Source organism: Bacillus cereus G9842 (assembly GCF_000021305.1).
GTDB lineage: Bacteria > Bacillota > Bacilli > Bacillales > Bacillaceae_G > Bacillus_A > Bacillus_A thuringiensis_S.
Window position 1 is genome coordinate 701248 of record NC_011772.1, and the last position, 13753, is coordinate 715000.

The following is a 13753-nucleotide window of genomic DNA, read 5'->3' on the forward strand; positions in this document are numbered from 1 at the left end:
GATGAAGAAAATATACATCCTAGCGCTTATTCCAGTTCTTTGTTTAGTAGTTGGGCCAATATTTGCGAATTCAGTTACTCCTTACGTATTAGGGATGCCATTTTTATTATTTTGGGTATTATTATCAGTGTTTATTACATCTCTTTGTATGGGGCTTGTGTACGTGTTTGATCCCGCTAATAAGGAGGATGTAAAATGACTGCATTACTTATCATTATTTTATTTTTGTTTCTCGCACTATTTTTAGGGATTCGGGCACAACATGGAAAAGATATGAATTTAGAGCAATGGTCAGTTGGGGGAAGAGGATTTGGCACTATTTTTGTTTTTCTCCTGATGGCAGGTGAGATTTATACGACGTTTACATTTTTAGGGGGAAGCGGCTGGGCGTATAGTAAAGGAGCACCTACCTTTTATATTTTGGGATATGGTGCTTTAGCTTATCTTTTATCGTATTTTTTATTACCACCAATTTGGAAGTATGCGAAAGAGCATAACCTTGTTTCGCAGTCGGATTTTTTTGCGAAGAAATATAGAAGTAAAGCGCTTGGACTTATTGTTTCAGTTGTTGGTGTTGTTTCCATCATCCCATATCTTGTTTTACAGTTAAAGGGACTGGGGATTATCGTTTCAGAAGCTTCTTACGGAAGGGTGTCACCTGTTGTTGCAGTATGGATTGGTGCTATTGTTATAACTATATATGTAATGGTTTCAGGTATACACGGTTCGGCTTGGACGGCTGCTTTGAAGGATATTATGATACTGTTTATCGTTATGTTTTTAGGTATATATTTACCGTATCATTATTATGGAGGATTTCAGCCTATGTTTGAGGCTGTAGAAGCAGCAAAGCCGGGATTTTTATCTTTACCTGAAGAAGGAATGAGTATTTCTTGGTTTGTTTCTACTATTATATTAACGGCCCTAGGTTTTTATATGTGGCCTCATACATTTGCTTCTGCTTTTTCTGCAAAAAATGAAAAAGTATTTCGTAAAAATGCAGCAATTATGCCATTGTATTCTTTAGTGTTACTTTTCGTATTTTTTGCAGGGTTTGCTGCTATATTGCAAGTTCCTGGGTTAAAGGGAGCGGATGTGGATCTTTCGTTATTCCGTCTTGCTTTACAAACTTTTGATCCTTGGTTTATTGGAATTATTGGTAGTGCGGGAGTATTAACGGCGTTAGTTCCAGGCTCTATGCTTGTTATGGCGGCTTCTACACTGTTAGCGAAAAATATTTATCGAACGATGGTTCCATCTGCTTCAGATAGACAAGTTGCTAAAGCTGCAAAGTTATTTGTACCTGTAGTAACGCTCGTAGCAGTTTTATTTACATTTAAAGGAGGAGAAACAATAGGAGCCCTTCTATTAATGGGGTACAGTATTGTTACACAACTTTTCCCTGCACTTGTATGTAGCTTGTTTCCACGTCAGGTTATTACAAAGCAAGGAGCGATTGCAGGAATGGGAATGGGGTTATTAGTTGTTGCATATATCACTTTATCGGGCTCTAATATAGCTACGATGTTTCCGAGTTTTCCGCAGTCTATAAAAGATTTAAATGTAGGTATAGTCGCATTGTTAATTAATATGATTGTGATGTTTGTAGTTAGTGGATTTACAAAAAGTGTATCTATAAAGAAAAACAGCATAATAGTAGAAAAGTAATTCGTTTATTAGAGCTATCTTTGAAAAGAGATAGCTCTTTTTTGTATATATTTTCTTCTATTAGCGGAATCTAACTAAAAACTTGTTGAAAAGGAAGTTAGGTGGGGAAATTGTTAGAGCTTGAAGGTAACTTATTTGAAGTTATGAAAGAAATTAGGGATGAGTTAGGTTCACCTAATGATTTAACAATTAGAGAAGTTGCTCTTGCTGGGAGTTTTACACGTTGTGCGGTTGTGTTTTTATGTGGATTAACAGACAAGGATAATGTTTATAAATATGTCGTTCGTACGCTGCAATACGAAGAAATTCCAAGTGAGGAAGCCGTTGTTCAAACGTTATTGGATCGTTTTATTTCTATCGCAGAAGTGGGTGTAAAGACGAAGTTTCCAGACATTATGAATGCGATTTTAGCGGGAGATACGGTTATATTAATTGATAATATTCAAACGGCTATCGTGATTAATAGTAGAGCTTGGGAAAAAAGAAGTTTAGAACCACCAGTAACTGAAGATTTAATACGTGGACCGAGGATCGGATTAAATGAAGATATTAATGTGAATAAAATGTTAATCCGACGTAGTTTACGTGATCCAAAGTTGAGGTTCCAATCTTATATTATGGGGAAGCGATCGCAGAAAGAAGTAACCCTAGTATATATAGAAGATATTATTAATCCTCACATTGTAAAAGAGTTGGATCGCCGTCTTCAATCAATAGTGACAGATGTCGTTTTGGAAACAGGTACGATTGAACAATTAATTCAGGATAATAATTTATCCCCATTTCCACAGTTTTTGAATACAGAGAGGCCTGATAATATTATAGCCTCATTAGCGAAAGGAAAGGCAGCCATTTTGGTAGACGGATCCCCATTTGCTCTTATTGCGCCACTCGTATTTGTTGATATTTTTCAATCTGTAGAAGATCATTACGAGCGCTGGGTGATTGGAACGTTATTACGATTTTTACGTATGGGTTCAGGTATAATTGCGGTTTTGTTACCAGCTATGTATGTAGCACTTGTATCTTACCATCAAGGACTTATTCCTTCTAAACTGGCTTATTCAATTGCAGGTGCTAGGGAAGGTGTTCCGTTTCCAGCGTATATTGAAACGTTAATGATGGCCTTGACTATGGAATTAATACGAGAAGCTGGAATCCGATTGCCGAAACCGATGGGACAAACGATAGGGATTGTAGGAGGTCTTGTAATTGGAGAAGCTGCGGTAAATGCAGGGATTGTAAATCCATTTTTAGTTATTATTATTGCAGTTACTGCGATTGCTACATTTTCGCTTCCTGTATATAGCATTACAATTACGTTCCGAATTTTACTTTTCGTCTTTGTATTAGCTGCAACGGCTTTTGGTTTGTATGGGATTATTCTAGCTCTGATCGCACTTGCTATTCATATTACAAATTTAACAAGCGTTGGTATACCGTATACAACTCCAATTGCTCCTGCATTTTATAAAGATTGGAAAGAAGAATTTATTCGCATGCCAAAATCGATGTTGAAAGATAGACCAGAGTACTTACAAACAAAAGATTCTACAATACGTCCAAAGGAGCGAAAATAATTGAAACCATTTGAGTATGGCGATGAAGAGATTGGATCTCGGGAAATTGGGTTTGCGGTATCATCGACCATTATTGGTATAGGAGCATTGTCTATGCCAAGAGATATCGCTAACCAAACTTTATTTTCGGACGGTTGGATTATTTTGCTTTTGGGTGGATTGATCTGTACAGTTTTAGGTTGGTTTGTGACGAGGGTGGCGATCTTATTTCCGAAACAAAATTTTGTTCAATATACGAGTGCGCATTTGACGAAGCCTGTTGCATACACAATTAGTAGTATTTTAGTATTAACGTTTGCTGCTTTGACAGCATATGAATCGCGAATGATTTCAATTATTTCTCAAACGTATTTATTTAGTGATACACCGATACAACTACTGTCTTTCTTCTTCTTGCTAGTTGTTATTTATGGAATAGCAGGATCAAGAGCAGCCTTATTAAGGTTAAATGTTTTATTCTTACCTATTGTTTTAATTGCGATAGTACTTCTTTCTTTATTGAATATAAATTTAATGGAAATAAATAATTTACTACCAGCTTTTCAAACGAAAGTAAGTCAATATGCTGTTGGAGTTAAAAATTCTATTTTTACGTTTATTGGATTTGAAGTAGCTTTATTTTATGCGGTGTTGCTGAATGATAAGTCAGCGAAAAAAGCGCCAATGGCAGTCGCGAAAGCGGTGATGGTAAACGTGTTGTCATACATTTTAATTTATGTAACTTGTATTAGTGTTTTTACGTATATGACCACACGTGGATTGACATATCCAACAATTGAATTAGGGAAAGAAATTGAAATTGGCGGAGGGTTTTTAGAAAGGTTCGATGCGATTTTTTTTACGACTTGGATTATTACTATTTATAACACTACAGCAATGTATTATGACGTCGCATCTTTATTGTTTTGTGCTATGTTTCCGAAAGTGAAGAAACATATTTTTATTTTCGTAAGTGCCCCTATTATTTTTATGGCGAATATGATACCTAGTAGTTTGAATGCTTTATCAAGTTATGGGACTTATTTAGCTTGGATAGATATGGGGTTTGTTGTGTTAGCGCCTTTGCTCGTTTTAATTGTATATAAAATAAAAAGAAGGAATGGTGGAAATGAAACACCTTCTTAAAATTATAATGGTTATGACTTTAACTGGATTTATGAGTGGGTGTTCTGAGTTAGAAGAGATAGAAGAAAGAGGATTTGTAGTAGGAGCGGCTTATGATATCGTGAAGGAGAAGAAAGCGAATCCAATTATGAAAGGGACGTATCAAATGGTACTTCCTAGTAAGTTAGCGCAGCAAGGTGGACAAGGTGATGGAGATGGCGAAAATTATATTAATGTTAGTGCGAAAGCAGATAGTGTGTTTGAACAAATAAGAATAATCGCTAAAAAAATTAGTCGTACATTATTTTTCCCTCATATACAAGTGATTATTTTCTCTGAAGAATTACTTTCACATCCATACATTTTACAAAATACGTTAGATGTATATATTCGCGATCATGAAATGAGAAGAAATATTCGTTTGTTTGTTTCAAAGAAAAATGCAGAATCTATTTTAAAACAGAGTGCAAAACCTGAAAATTTACCGGCGCAGTATATTGATATGTTAGCTGAACACCCTCCGAAAAATGCCCAAATGATTGAGGCTGCAAGAATTGGTGAGGTACAGGAAAAGATGATCTCTAACCGGAGTTTTGTATTACCTATTCTTGAACTAACAAAACAAGGGGTGCAAATGGACGGTGCAGCATTGTTTCGTGGAAAGGATAATAAGTGTGTAGGCAACTTGAGTGGGGAAGAAACATTAGGGATGAATTATATAATAGGTAAAAAAATTGGAGGTTTTTTTACCATTCGTAAAAAGGATCAACTTATTACATATGAAATTCATAAGTTGCGTCGAAAAATTAAAGTATCTACAACGAATGCTACAAAACCAAAGTTTAATATTCATTTATCTCTGGAAGGTACAATAGCTGAGTTGCATTTTAGTGATCATAAAAAGGTTTTGAATGAAAAGCGTTTAGAGAAGGATATATCGGAAGAAATGGAGAAGCGTATTCAAAAATCAATTAAACTTGTTCAAAAAAAATATAAGGTAGATGTATTAGAGTTAGGGGAAGTGTATAAGCGACATAATTATAAAGAGTGGAAAAAGGTAAGTAAGAATTGGGATCAAGGCGAAAATTACTTTAGTAAAGCTGAAATTACTGTTCATGTTCACCCGACGATTGAGCATTCAGGCTCGGCTTTACCTAAAAGAGTGAAATAAGGTGATGTAAGTTGTTTACGGGTTTAGGGATTAGTTGCACGATATTAATGGCAGTTCTTCCAGGAGCTATATATTTTATTCATAAAAAACTCACAACGTATGGAGCACAGCCGTGGAATACTGATGTACAAAAAAAGAAACCTGAATGATTTTCAGGTTTCTTTCGTGCAAAGCAAACGTGAAGGGGGATACCTTCTATGTATGCTTTGCTTTATACAAGCCCTAACCAATGTACCAATTGTGTAGAGAGGAATGTAACAACAATGGCGATAACGGTAGGGATTGCAAACGATAAGAATGTCCATTTTGCACTTTTTGTTTCTTTATATATGTTAACCAATGTTGTTCCACACGGGAAATGAAGAAGTGAGAACAACATTGTGTTTAACGCTGTTAACCAAGTCCAACCATTTTCTAGGAATAGATTTTTAATTTGATTAAAATCATCTATTTCAGTTAAAGCCCCAGTTGATAAGTAAGACATTAATAAAATTGGGATTACAATTTCATTAGCGGGTAGTCCAAGAATGAATGCAGCTAGAATAAACCCGTCAAGTCCTAACATTTTAGCAAATGGATCTAGGAAGTTTACAAAATACATAAGTAAGCTTGTGTCACCGATAAAAATGTTAGCAAGTAACCAAGTTAATGCAGCCGCAGGGGCAGCAACAACTATAGCTCGTTTTAAAACATAGATTGATTTATCGAGTGTTGCGCGAACAATTGTATTCCAAACTTTTGGCTTGCGGTACGGAGGTAACTCAAGTGTGTAGTGAGTTGGAACCCCTTTTAAGGCTGTTTTTGATAGTACCCAAGAAACAGTTAATGTCATAATAACACCAATTACAACCATTCCAACTACAACGCCAGCAGTAACCAATGTTTGCATACTGCCTGTATAACCAGCAGCCATAAATAGTGAAGCCATTAAAATTAACATAGGCCAGCGACCGTTACAAGGAACGAAGTTGTTCGTTAAAATTGCTAGCATACGTTCACGTGGTGATTCAATGATACGTGTTGACATAATGGCTGCTGCATTACAACCAAATCCCATTGCCATTGTTAAAGATTGTTTCCCGTGTGCGCCGGATCGTTTGAATAAGCGGTCCATATTAAACGCGACACGTGGTAAGTATCCGTAGTTTTCTAGTAGCGCGAACATAGGGAAAAAGATTGCCATAGGTGGTAACATAACGCTAATAACAGCTCCGATACCACGGAATAAACCAAGTATTAAAATGCCATGTAACCATTCAGGTGCATGCGCTGCTTGGAACCAAGATGTTAAATATCCTTCGGCCCATCCGAAGAATTCGGCAATCATATCAGATGGTACGTTAGCGCCTGCGATTGTAAGATAAAAAATAATAGATAAAATACCGAGCATAATTGGGAATCCCCAGATTGGAGATGTGAAAATTTTATCTAGTTTTTCGGAACGATATAATTTATCAGTATTTGTATATTGGACGGATTCTTTACATATGCTTGCAGATGTTCGGTAAATATCTCCGACTATATCATCTCGTATATCTTCATTTGAAAGTGTTTGTGCATGTTGAATAATATAGTCTAATGGAAGAGCTTTACTGGCTGAGTGAGATTCCATTAATTATGACCTCCCTTACAAGTGGTTCATTATGGTGTTTTTGAAGTGTAGTTAAGAAATTTTTATCTCCATCCAATATACGTAACGCAATCCAACGTGCTGGATACGTATCACCGAACACCTTATAAATTTGTGGTTCTAATTCTTGAATCATATTTTCGACTTTTTCGCTGTAAGTAATTTTAATTGGTGTTGGAATTAGTTTTTTATTTGATACTTTTGCAATAACATTTAGTAAATGACCAATGCCTACTCGGTTACGTGCTGAAATTTTAACTACAGGTACACCAAGTGATCTTGCTAATTTTTTTTCATCAATAACAATACCTTTTTTCTCGGCTTCATCAATTAAGTTAATGCAAATGACTACATTGTTTGTCATTTCCATCACTTGGAGTGCTAAATTTAAATTTCTTTCCATAGCAGTTGCGTCTAGGACAACTACAGTTACTTCTGGTTTTTCAAATATAATATAATCCCTCGCCACTTCTTCGTCCGCGGAATTTGAGTATAATGAGTAAGTTCCAGGTAAATCTATTAATGTATAAGTACTTCCGTTATGTTCATATTCTCCTTCAGCTTTTAAAACAGTTTTTCCTGTCCAATTTCCAGTATGTTGTTTTAAACCTGTCAAAGTATTAAATAATGTACTTTTCCCGGTATTCGGGTTGCCAGCTAAAGCAATACGATGTTTGCTCATCTGAAATCATCTCCTATTAATACCCCGAAAATAAGGGAACTTTCTTCTTTTCGCAGTGCAATAGTTGTGTTGCTCACTTGATAGGCGACCGGATCTCCAAGTGGACTGCGTTGCAATACTTTAATCGTTGCCCCAGGGATAAATCCCAAATCTAATAAACGTCGTTTCATAGTTCCTTCTAATTGTATCTTCTCAATTTGTACAAATTCCCCTGTTTTAAAATCGGAAAGGGGTTTAGTATTAGCCGATACCATAAAAGTTACCTCTTCTCTATATTGTTAGTGTTAGTTTAAAAAGTTTCCTTGGATAAACTTTTTGTTAGTAATATAGTAGACTACATTGGATGATGCTGTCAATTAGTACTTTAAAAATATTCATTTAATTTTAGAATTGTTCCAATTTATTTAGTTGTACTAAAAAATATTACTGAAATTCTTTTTAATGTGCATAAATTAGGCGTGTAAAAGTTACAAAATACAGCGGAATTGTAAATATAACTTTAACTAAAAGGGAAAAAGAGAGAAAAACATTTACATTGAATTTACATTGTTAAGAATAAATTTACATTACAGCATAGTTAGTGTGGTTTTTGTTGGATTCTTTAACTGCAAATGTTGGGATTCATAGATTTTAAGGGTTATTATCGTCATTTACTTAAAATTAAAAATTGCTTAACACTCACATAATATTGTTGTCCTACAATGAATTTGTGTTCGAAAGAAAATGAATTCGAAAAGTGATAATCCAAATGGGGGTACAAGACATGGTTATGAAAAAAGGTATTAAATTCTCTTTAGCAGCTTTAGTGGTAGCAGGAGCATTAGTTGGGTGTGGAAAAGCAGAAGATACAACTAGTAAAGAAACTGCTAAAGGAAGCGATAATACAAAACAAGAATTATCGGGTACGATTGCAGCAGCTGGTTCTACAGCTCTTCTACCTCTTGCGGAGGAAGCTGGAAAGAAATTCATGGAGAAAAATTCAAAAGTTTCTATTCAAGTTCAAGGTGGCGGTAGTGGAACTGGGATTAACCAAGTAGCATCTGGTGCAGTGCAAATTGGTAATTCAGATGTTCCGTCCGGAGATAAAATAAAAGATGCTGAAAAGGCGAAAGAATTAGTAGATAACAAGGTAGCGGGTATTGCATTCGCTCTTGTTGTAAATAAAGATGTAAAAGTTGATAACTTAACAGTGCAACAAGTACAAGATATCTTCACTGGAAAAGTAAAAAACTGGAAAGAAGTAGGCGGAAAAGATGAAAAAATCAACGTAATTAATCGTCCAGCTTCATCTGGTACACGTGCTACATTCGAAAAAACAATTATGAAAGACGCAAAAATCAATGATGGAACTGGAACAACACAAGATTCTAACGGTGCAGTAGAGCAAGCTATCAATTCTACTCCAGGTTCAGTAAGCTATTTAGCAATGTCTTACATGGTGGGTGATAAAAAAGGTGCACTGCAAACAGTGAAAATTGATGGTGCTGATCCAAAAGTTGAAAACATTGCGTCTGGTAAATATCCATTCTGGTCTTACGAGTATATGGTAACAAAAGGTGAAGCGAAAGAAGCAACAAAAGCTTACATCGATTATGTAAAAGGTAAAGACTTTGAAAAGCAAGTAGAAGATATGGGCTACATTCCAATGTCTAAATTAAATAAGTAATCAAATTTATGGGGCTGGCTGCAAGGCCAGTCCTGTTCATTTCAATCTGTGAAGTGGGGTCTGTCCTGTGATGAAGGGGAAAAAACAAATTAATTACGTGAAAAGTGAATATATAGGAAGATCACTTGTTACGTTTTGTGGTATTTTTATTGTTTTAATTACATTAGCTATTATTGCGTTTATTTGTGGCAAAGGAATTCAATCTTTTACACAAAGTGGTATCTCGTTTACTGAGATGTTAACATCGACAAAATGGAATCCAAATGCTGATCAAGGATCTTTTGGGGCTTTAATTTTTATTGTAGGTTCAACAGTGGTTTCGTTAGGTGCGGTTATTATTAGTGCACCAATTGCTATAGCTCTGGCTATATTCATGAATTTAATTTCGCCGAAGTTTGGAAATAAAGTATTGAAGCCTGTTTTAGAATTATTAGTCGGTATTCCGTCAGTAGTATACGGATTATTAGGGGTTACGATTTTAGTTCCGTTATTACGTGATTCGTTCGGGGGAGTGGGCTTTAGTTTAATTGCGGGTATCGTTGTATTAAGTATTATGATTTTACCTACTATTGCTAGTATCGCTTCTGATGCAATACGCTCTGTTCCATTTGATTATTTAGAAGCTTCTTATGGCCTAGGATCAACGAAATGGCAAGCAATTAGCCGAGTGATTGTTCCTGCTGCGAAAAAAGGAATTTTAACAGGTGTTGTTTTAGGTTTAGCGCGAGCTTTTGGTGAAGCGCTAGCCGTTCAAATGGTAATCGGGAATACGATTAAATTACCAGAAGGAATATATAGTCCGACAGCAACGTTAACTGGTATTTTGACAATGGACATGACAAATACATTGAACGGAACTGCTTGGAATAATGCGCTATGGACTTTAGCGATGATTTTACTTGTTATTTCATTCCTGTTTATTTTAGTAATTCGAGCGATTGGGCAAAGAGGTGAGCGATAATAATGAATGCAAGAACGGTAAATAAAGTTTGGACGGGTATCTTTTATGCGGTTGCGGCTTTGGTCGTAGCTATGCTAGTGTTCTTAGTGTTTGAAATTTTACAAAAGGGATGGGGTTTTTGGGATCCTAATTTCTTGTTTGGAGAACCAAGTAATACAAGAGCTGGTGGTGGGATTGGTCCGCAGTTATTCAATTCATTCTACATGCTTGTTATAACGCTTATTATATCTATTCCTCTTGGACTAGGTGCTGGAATATATTTAGCAGAGTATGCAAAACAAGGGCGCTTTTTAAATTTTGTTCGTTTATGCATTGAGACAATGGCGTCTTTACCATCTATTGTTGTTGGTTTATTTGGTTTGTTAGTGTTCGTTACAATGACAGGCTGGGGATACACAGTAATGGGTGGTGCTCTTGCTTTAACTATTTTAAACTTACCAGGTTTAACACGTGTTTGTGAAAATGCTATTTCAGAAGTGCCTCATAATGTAAAAGAGGCAAGTCTTGGATTAGGTGCAACAAAGTGGCAAACAATCGTTCGTATTATTATCCCATCGTCATTACCGCAAATTATTACAGGGATTATTTTAGCGGCGGGTCGTATATTTGGGGAAGCGGCAGCATTAATTTACACAGCGGGTTTAACATCTCCGATTTTAAATTCAGCAGCGGACTTCTCGAGTCCTGCGCATCCTTTAAATCCGTTTAGACCAGCTGAAACGTTAGCAGTTCATATTTGGAAGTTAAATTCTGAAGGGTTTATTCCAGATGCGAAGTTGATTGCGACAAAATCTGCAGCTGTATTAATTATTATGGTATTACTATTCAATGTTATTTCACGCTTGATAGCATCTGTATTGCATAAGCGCTTTACAGGAACGAAAAGAAAAAGTAAAACGACGAAGAAGATAAAAGCGGCATAAGTTACAAAGGAGAACTCTCTATTTATAAGTAGAGGGTTCTTTTTGCATTTTAATATAGAAGGAAAAGGTGTAGCGATTGTTGAATTTGTAATTCGTTATATAGATAAAGAGGTGAAAATGAGGGAGTGGATTTAATTTGTTTTTTCTGCAAATGTCAGGTTTTCCTGGGTCAGGAAAATCGACAGTTTCTAAGTATATAGCGAAATTAACAGGTGCTGTAATTATAGATCATGATGTTTTGAAATCCGCGTTGTTAAAATCATTAAAAGTAAAAGGAATTGAATCGACGATTGTTGGTGGGCTTGTGTATGATGCCGAATGGGTATTGATTGATTCTTATTTAGAACAAGGGCATAGTGTTATATTGGATAGTCCGTGTTTATATGAGGGAATGGTTGAAAAAGGGATTGAATTATCAAATAAACATGGTGTGAAATATAAATATATTGAGTGTTATCTTAATGATATGGAGGAGATTAATAGGAGACTGCAAACACGTAAGCGTATGATAAGTCAAATTGAAAAGGTGGAGTCGGAAGTAGGTTTTAAAAAGTGGTTAAATGGTAGTAAAAGACCTTCAAATAATGAATACCTTATTGTGGATTCTAGTAAACCTATAGAGCAATATGTGGAAAAAATGATGGATTATATGACTAAATAGAGAAAAGGCGTTATCTTCATTTGTGAAGATAACGCCTTTTCTTTTTAAAAATCAGGTGTTTCTGTAGAAGTGTTTATTTTCCTACGAGAGCGTCTTTTTCTCCCGATTTTATCTAATAGTTCATACATAACTGGAACGACTACTAATGTAAGAACAGTTGAGACTGCTAAACCACCGATGACAACTATGGCTAAACTTTTTGATACCATACTTCCTGCTTGCGATTGACCGAATAAGAGTGGTAGCATAGCGACGATTGTTGTTATAGCCGTCATAATAATTGGGCGAAGTCTTGTGGATCCAGCTTCTAGTAAAGCTTCTCTCGTTTCCAGTCCGTTTTCTCGGTTTTGTTGGACTCTTTCTATTAATACAATAGCGTTTGTAACGACAATCCCAATTAACATTAATGCACCGATCAAGGAATTTACATCAACAGGTGTTCGTGAAATGATTAATCCTAAAATACCACCGACAGCAGCTAACGGCAAGGAGAATAGGATTGTAAAAGGAGCACGTGCTTGCCCGAAGGTGATAACCATAATTAAATATACAATCCCGATTGCGATCCCCATAATTTTGAATAAATCTGTAAAATTCTCTTGCATAGATTCAGTAGCTCCTGCGATATTTACTTTTGAACCGCTAGGTAAATCTAAGTCAGTTATCGCTTTATTTACTGCTTTGTTTACTTTACTCAAATCTTCATTTGAAGCTTCGGCGGTAATTTGAATTGTTTCTTTTCCGTCTTTATGGAAAATTTCTGTTTGCGTTTGTTTTTCTGAAATAGTTGCGATGTCTTTTAAAGGAATTGTTCCATTAATAGGTGATAGTATGTTTGTATTTAAAATATCTTCTTGTTTAGTAATGTTTTCCTTTTTATGTTCTATCATAATAGTAGTTTTTTCATTATTAATTGTAATTTCGCCAATAGGTGACTTCTTCATAAGGAATGCTACTTGTTGCGCAGCTATTTCTGGTGTTAAACCTAGTTGTTCAGCCTTTGTTTGATCAATATGAATTTGCCATTCTTTCTTAGAGTCTTCTAAATTCGTTTTTACTTTAGAAAGATCATCCATGCTTTTTAGTTTTGTTTCAACGATAGTAGCCGCCTCTTTTAAATCTGCTTCGTTAGTAGCTGTTACGTTAAATTGTAAGTTGTTGCCGCCACCAGAGCTTGAATAACTTGTTTTTATATAATCAAGTTCAGCAGGTTCAAAAGTTTTATTTTCCTTTTTTAACTCTTTAATATATTGATCAATATCAGAACCTTTTTTAAAGACTACAAATATACTAGCAAGGTTATTTTTAGTTGTTTGCCCCCATTGTGCATCTTCTGCGCTAGATCCCATTCGTAAAATAACGTCTGTTACATCTGAATTAGAAAGTAATTTCTTTTCGAAATCGAATGCTTTTTGTTTTTGAGCTTCAGCATTATAATCGGCTGGAAATGTCATGTTAATAGATAACATTGTGTCGTCCTCAGATTTTATGTTTGCTTTCGGTAGTAATATATAGGCTGCAATTGATCCTGCAAATAATAAAAATGCAGTAAGTAGAATAATGAATTTATGAGAAAGAGACCACTTTAAGGTAGCAACATATCGTGATGAAGAACTTGGCTTTCGATGCTTTGTTTTTTTGAGTAGTAAAAAAGCCATAAGTGGAACAACTGTTAGTGCAACGATTAAGGATGATAGAATAGAATAT

14 protein-coding genes (1 of these 14 cut by a window edge) are annotated in these 13753 nt (G+C 35.5%); 10 read left to right on the top strand and 4 right to left on the bottom strand.

Annotation, left to right across the window (positions count from 1 at the left end; genetic code table 11):
* Position 1 precedes the first annotated feature (1 nt).
* The 6 genes from BCG9842_RS03435 to BCG9842_RS31160 all read left to right on the top strand — a co-directional run bounded on the left by BCG9842_RS03435 (position 2) and on the right by BCG9842_RS31160 (position 5672).
* Positions 2 to 199, top strand: a complete 198-nt coding sequence (locus BCG9842_RS03435) for a DUF3311 domain-containing protein (protein ID WP_000725525.1) — start codon at positions 2 to 4, stop codon at positions 197 to 199.
* Positions 196 to 1668, top strand: a complete 1473-nt coding sequence (locus tag BCG9842_RS03440; protein WP_000125940.1) for a sodium:solute symporter family protein — start codon at positions 196 to 198, stop codon at positions 1666 to 1668. The genes BCG9842_RS03435 and BCG9842_RS03440 overlap by 4 nt, the downstream gene beginning before the upstream one ends.
* A gap of 101 nt (positions 1669 to 1769) precedes the next feature.
* A complete protein-coding gene (gerLA, locus tag BCG9842_RS03445; protein ID WP_003309092.1) occupies positions 1770 to 3248 on the top strand; it encodes a spore germination protein GerLA in 1479 nt (492 codons plus the stop codon).
* Complete coding sequence (gene gerLB, locus BCG9842_RS03450; RefSeq protein ID WP_000802019.1) at positions 3249 to 4373, top strand: spore germination protein GerLB; 1125 nt, start codon at positions 3249 to 3251, stop codon at positions 4371 to 4373.
* Positions 4357 to 5523, top strand: a complete 1167-nt coding sequence (gene gerLC, locus BCG9842_RS03455) for a spore germination protein GerLC (protein ID WP_000681639.1) — start codon at positions 4357 to 4359, stop codon at positions 5521 to 5523. The genes gerLB and gerLC overlap by 17 nt, the downstream gene beginning before the upstream one ends.
* 11 nt (positions 5524 to 5534) lie before the next feature.
* Positions 5535 to 5672 (top strand): hypothetical protein, encoded by a 138-nt coding sequence (locus BCG9842_RS31160; RefSeq protein WP_000493991.1) that lies wholly within the window; start codon positions 5535 to 5537, stop codon positions 5670 to 5672.
* Between the two features lie 62 nt (positions 5673 to 5734).
* On the opposite strand, the gene BCG9842_RS03460 is transcribed toward BCG9842_RS31160, so the two are convergent.
* Genes BCG9842_RS03460 through BCG9842_RS03470 form a run of 3 tightly spaced genes read right to left on the bottom strand, consistent with a single transcriptional unit; the run spans position 5735 to position 8089 of the window.
* Positions 5735 to 7135 (bottom strand): nucleoside recognition domain-containing protein, encoded by a 1401-nt coding sequence (locus BCG9842_RS03460; protein ID WP_000443621.1) that lies wholly within the window; start codon positions 7133 to 7135, stop codon positions 5735 to 5737.
* Positions 7113 to 7835 (bottom strand): FeoB small GTPase domain-containing protein, encoded by a 723-nt coding sequence (locus BCG9842_RS03465; RefSeq protein ID WP_000033875.1) that lies wholly within the window; start codon positions 7833 to 7835, stop codon positions 7113 to 7115. Before BCG9842_RS03465 ends, BCG9842_RS03460 begins: the two co-directional genes overlap by 23 nt.
* The gene (locus BCG9842_RS03470) at positions 7832 to 8089 is read right to left on the bottom strand and encodes a FeoA family protein (RefSeq protein WP_000252988.1); all 258 of its coding nucleotides are present in this window, start codon (positions 8087 to 8089) and stop codon (positions 7832 to 7834) included. The genes BCG9842_RS03465 and BCG9842_RS03470 overlap by 4 nt, the downstream gene beginning before the upstream one ends.
* A 509-nt stretch (positions 8090 to 8598) precedes the next feature.
* On the opposite strand from BCG9842_RS03470, the gene BCG9842_RS03475 reads away from it, so the two are divergent.
* The 4 genes from BCG9842_RS03475 to BCG9842_RS03490 all read left to right on the top strand — a co-directional run bounded on the left by BCG9842_RS03475 (position 8599) and on the right by BCG9842_RS03490 (position 12046).
* Positions 8599 to 9501 (top strand): phosphate ABC transporter substrate-binding protein PstS family protein, encoded by a 903-nt coding sequence (locus BCG9842_RS03475; protein WP_000245110.1) that lies wholly within the window; start codon positions 8599 to 8601, stop codon positions 9499 to 9501.
* A gap of 70 nt (positions 9502 to 9571) precedes the next feature.
* Positions 9572 to 10462, top strand: a complete 891-nt coding sequence (pstC, locus tag BCG9842_RS03480; protein ID WP_000676676.1) for a phosphate ABC transporter permease subunit PstC — start codon at positions 9572 to 9574, stop codon at positions 10460 to 10462.
* Positions 10463 to 10464: 2 nt separating this feature from the next.
* On the top strand, positions 10465 to 11385 hold the full coding sequence (gene pstA / locus BCG9842_RS03485) for a phosphate ABC transporter permease PstA (protein WP_000994151.1): 921 nt from the start codon (positions 10465 to 10467) through the stop codon (positions 11383 to 11385).
* Positions 11386 to 11521: 136 nt separating this feature from the next.
* Positions 11522 to 12046 carry an AAA family ATPase gene (locus BCG9842_RS03490; RefSeq protein ID WP_000465759.1) on the top strand — a complete coding sequence of 175 codons (525 nt, stop codon included), beginning with the start codon at positions 11522 to 11524 and terminating at the stop codon, positions 12044 to 12046.
* Between the two features lie 44 nt (positions 12047 to 12090).
* On the opposite strand, the gene BCG9842_RS03495 is transcribed toward BCG9842_RS03490, so the two are convergent.
* Positions 12091 to 13753: the 3' portion of an efflux RND transporter permease subunit gene (locus BCG9842_RS03495; protein ID WP_000375604.1), read on the bottom strand. 1382 nt of this gene lie beyond the right edge of the window; the window shows 1663 of its 3045 coding nt (coding positions 1383–3045); its start codon lies beyond the right edge, outside the window — the gene reads right to left on this strand; its stop codon occupies positions 12091 to 12093.

Coding starts and splice junctions, on each gene's coding strand:
- BCG9842_RS03435 (WP_000725525.1), top strand. CDS start 2: ATGAAGAAAATATACATCCTAGCGCTTATTCCAGTTCTTTGTTTAGTA.
- BCG9842_RS03440 (WP_000125940.1), top strand. CDS start 196: ATGACTGCATTACTTATCATTATTTTATTTTTGTTTCTCGCACTATTT.
- gerLC (WP_000681639.1), top strand. CDS start 4,357: ATGAAACACCTTCTTAAAATTATAATGGTTATGACTTTAACTGGATTT.
- BCG9842_RS03460 (WP_000443621.1), bottom strand. CDS start 7,135: ATGGAATCTCACTCAGCCAGTAAAGCTCTTCCATTAGACTATATTATT.
- BCG9842_RS03465 (WP_000033875.1), bottom strand. CDS start 7,835: ATGAGCAAACATCGTATTGCTTTAGCTGGCAACCCGAATACCGGGAAA.
- BCG9842_RS03470 (WP_000252988.1), bottom strand. CDS start 8,089: ATGGTATCGGCTAATACTAAACCCCTTTCCGATTTTAAAACAGGGGAA.
- BCG9842_RS03475 (WP_000245110.1), top strand. CDS start 8,599: ATGGTTATGAAAAAAGGTATTAAATTCTCTTTAGCAGCTTTAGTGGTA.
- pstC (WP_000676676.1), top strand. CDS start 9,572: ATGAAGGGGAAAAAACAAATTAATTACGTGAAAAGTGAATATATAGGA.
- pstA (WP_000994151.1), top strand. CDS start 10,465: ATGAATGCAAGAACGGTAAATAAAGTTTGGACGGGTATCTTTTATGCG.